Source organism: Streptomyces sp. NPDC058964 (assembly GCF_042741275.1).
GTDB lineage: Bacteria > Actinomycetota > Actinomycetes > Streptomycetales > Streptomycetaceae > Streptomyces.
Map to the genome: position 1 here is coordinate 3,938 of NZ_JBHYKH010000275.1, position 1,627 is coordinate 5,564.

General features: G+C 71.7%; 1 protein-coding gene. It reads right to left on the reverse strand.

Translation table 11 applies throughout. The features are described 5' to 3' along the window. Window positions 1-1,508: bifunctional UDP-N-acetylglucosamine diphosphorylase/glucosamine-1-phosphate N-acetyltransferase GlmU (gene glmU / locus ACFW2E_RS28550; protein ID WP_384469939.1), on the reverse strand; the 1,508-nt coding region annotated here is incomplete at its 3' end. Window positions 1,509-1,627: the final 119 nt, after the last annotated feature.

Sequence of the window (1,627 nt, forward strand, 5' to 3'; positions counted from 1 at the left end):
GTGGGGGGGGGCGGGCCCATATCACCGCGCCCCGGTGTGTTTGCCCCACCGTGCGCGCCACCGACCGCGGGCGGCCCGCGCGCGCCCCCCCCCGGCCCCCCCCCCCCCCCCCCGCTCCCCGGACGCTTCCGGGCCACCCAACCCTCGATATTCCGCTGCTGGCCGCGGGCCACGGCCAGCGAACCGGGCGGCACGTCCTTGGTGATCACGGACCCGGCGGCGGTGTACGCACCGTCCCCCACCGTGACAGGAGCCACAAACATATTGTCCGACCCGGTACGGCAGTGCGACCCGATCGTGGTGTGGTGCTTGTCCTGCCCGTCGTAGTTCACGAACACACTCGCGGCACCGATGTTCGAGTGCTCGCCGATCGTCGCGTCCCCCACGTACGAGAGATGCGGGACCTTCGTCCCCTCCCCGATGGAGGCGTTCTTCGTCTCGACATACGTACCCACCTTGGACTTCGGCCCCAGACGGGTACCCGGCCGAAGATAGGCGAACGGCCCCACAGAGGCCTGCGGCCCGACCTGGGCACGCTCGGCCACCGTGTTGTCGATCCGCGCGCCCGCCCCGACCTTGGTGTCCCTCAGCCGCGTGTTGGGCCCGACCTCCGACCCCTCCCCGAGATGGGTCGCCCCGTGCAGCTGCGTACCCGGATGGACCAGCACGTCCTGCTCGAACGACACGGTCACGTCGACCCACGTGGTGGCCGGGTCCACGATCGTCACGCCGGCCAGCATCGCCCGCTCCAGCAGCCGGTCGTTGAGGATGCGGCGCGCCTCCGCGAGCTGCACACGGTTGTTGATCCCCGCGATCTCGCGGTGGTCGCCCGCCACGGACGCCCCGACCCGGTGCCCGGCCTCCCGCAGGATCCCGAGGACGTCGGTCAGATACTCCTCGCCCTGGCTGTTGTCCGTCCGCACCTTCCCGAGCGCGTCGGCGAGCAGCTGCCCGTCGAACGCGAACACCCCGGAGTTGATCTCCCGGATCGCCCGCTGCGACGCGGTGGCGTCCTTGTGCTCGACGATCGCGGTCACGGCACCGGAGGCCTCGTCGCGCACGATACGGCCGTAGCCGGTCGCGTCCGGGACCTCGGCGGTGAGGACGGTGACGGCGTTCCCGTCCGCGTGGTGCGTCGCGGCGAGCGCCTGCAGCGTCTCACCGCTCAGCAGGGGCGTGTCCCCGCAGACCACGACCACGGTCCCGTCGACGGATCCGCCCAGCTCCTCCAGCGCCATCCGCACGGCGTGCCCGGTGCCGTTCTGCTGTTCCTGCACGGCCGTCCGCACCTGCGGGTCCACGCCGTTCAGGTGCTCGGTGACCTTCTCGCGGGCGTGCCCCACGACGGCGACCAGGTTCTCGGGCTTCAACTCACGCGCGGCGGCGAGCACATGGCCCACCAGGGAACGGCCACAGATCTCGTGCAGGACCTTCGGTGTGGCCGACTTCATACGGGTGCCCTCACCCGCTGCGAGAACGACGACGGCTGCCGGGCGAATGGCGCTCACGGGGTTGCCCTTCGGCTTTGGATGGGTGGGGGGTGACATCCGCAGGATACCGGGGCGTTTCCGGGGGGACATGGGAGTTGGGGGCCGCGCGCGCGGGCCGGGGGGCCGGAGCGTAGCAG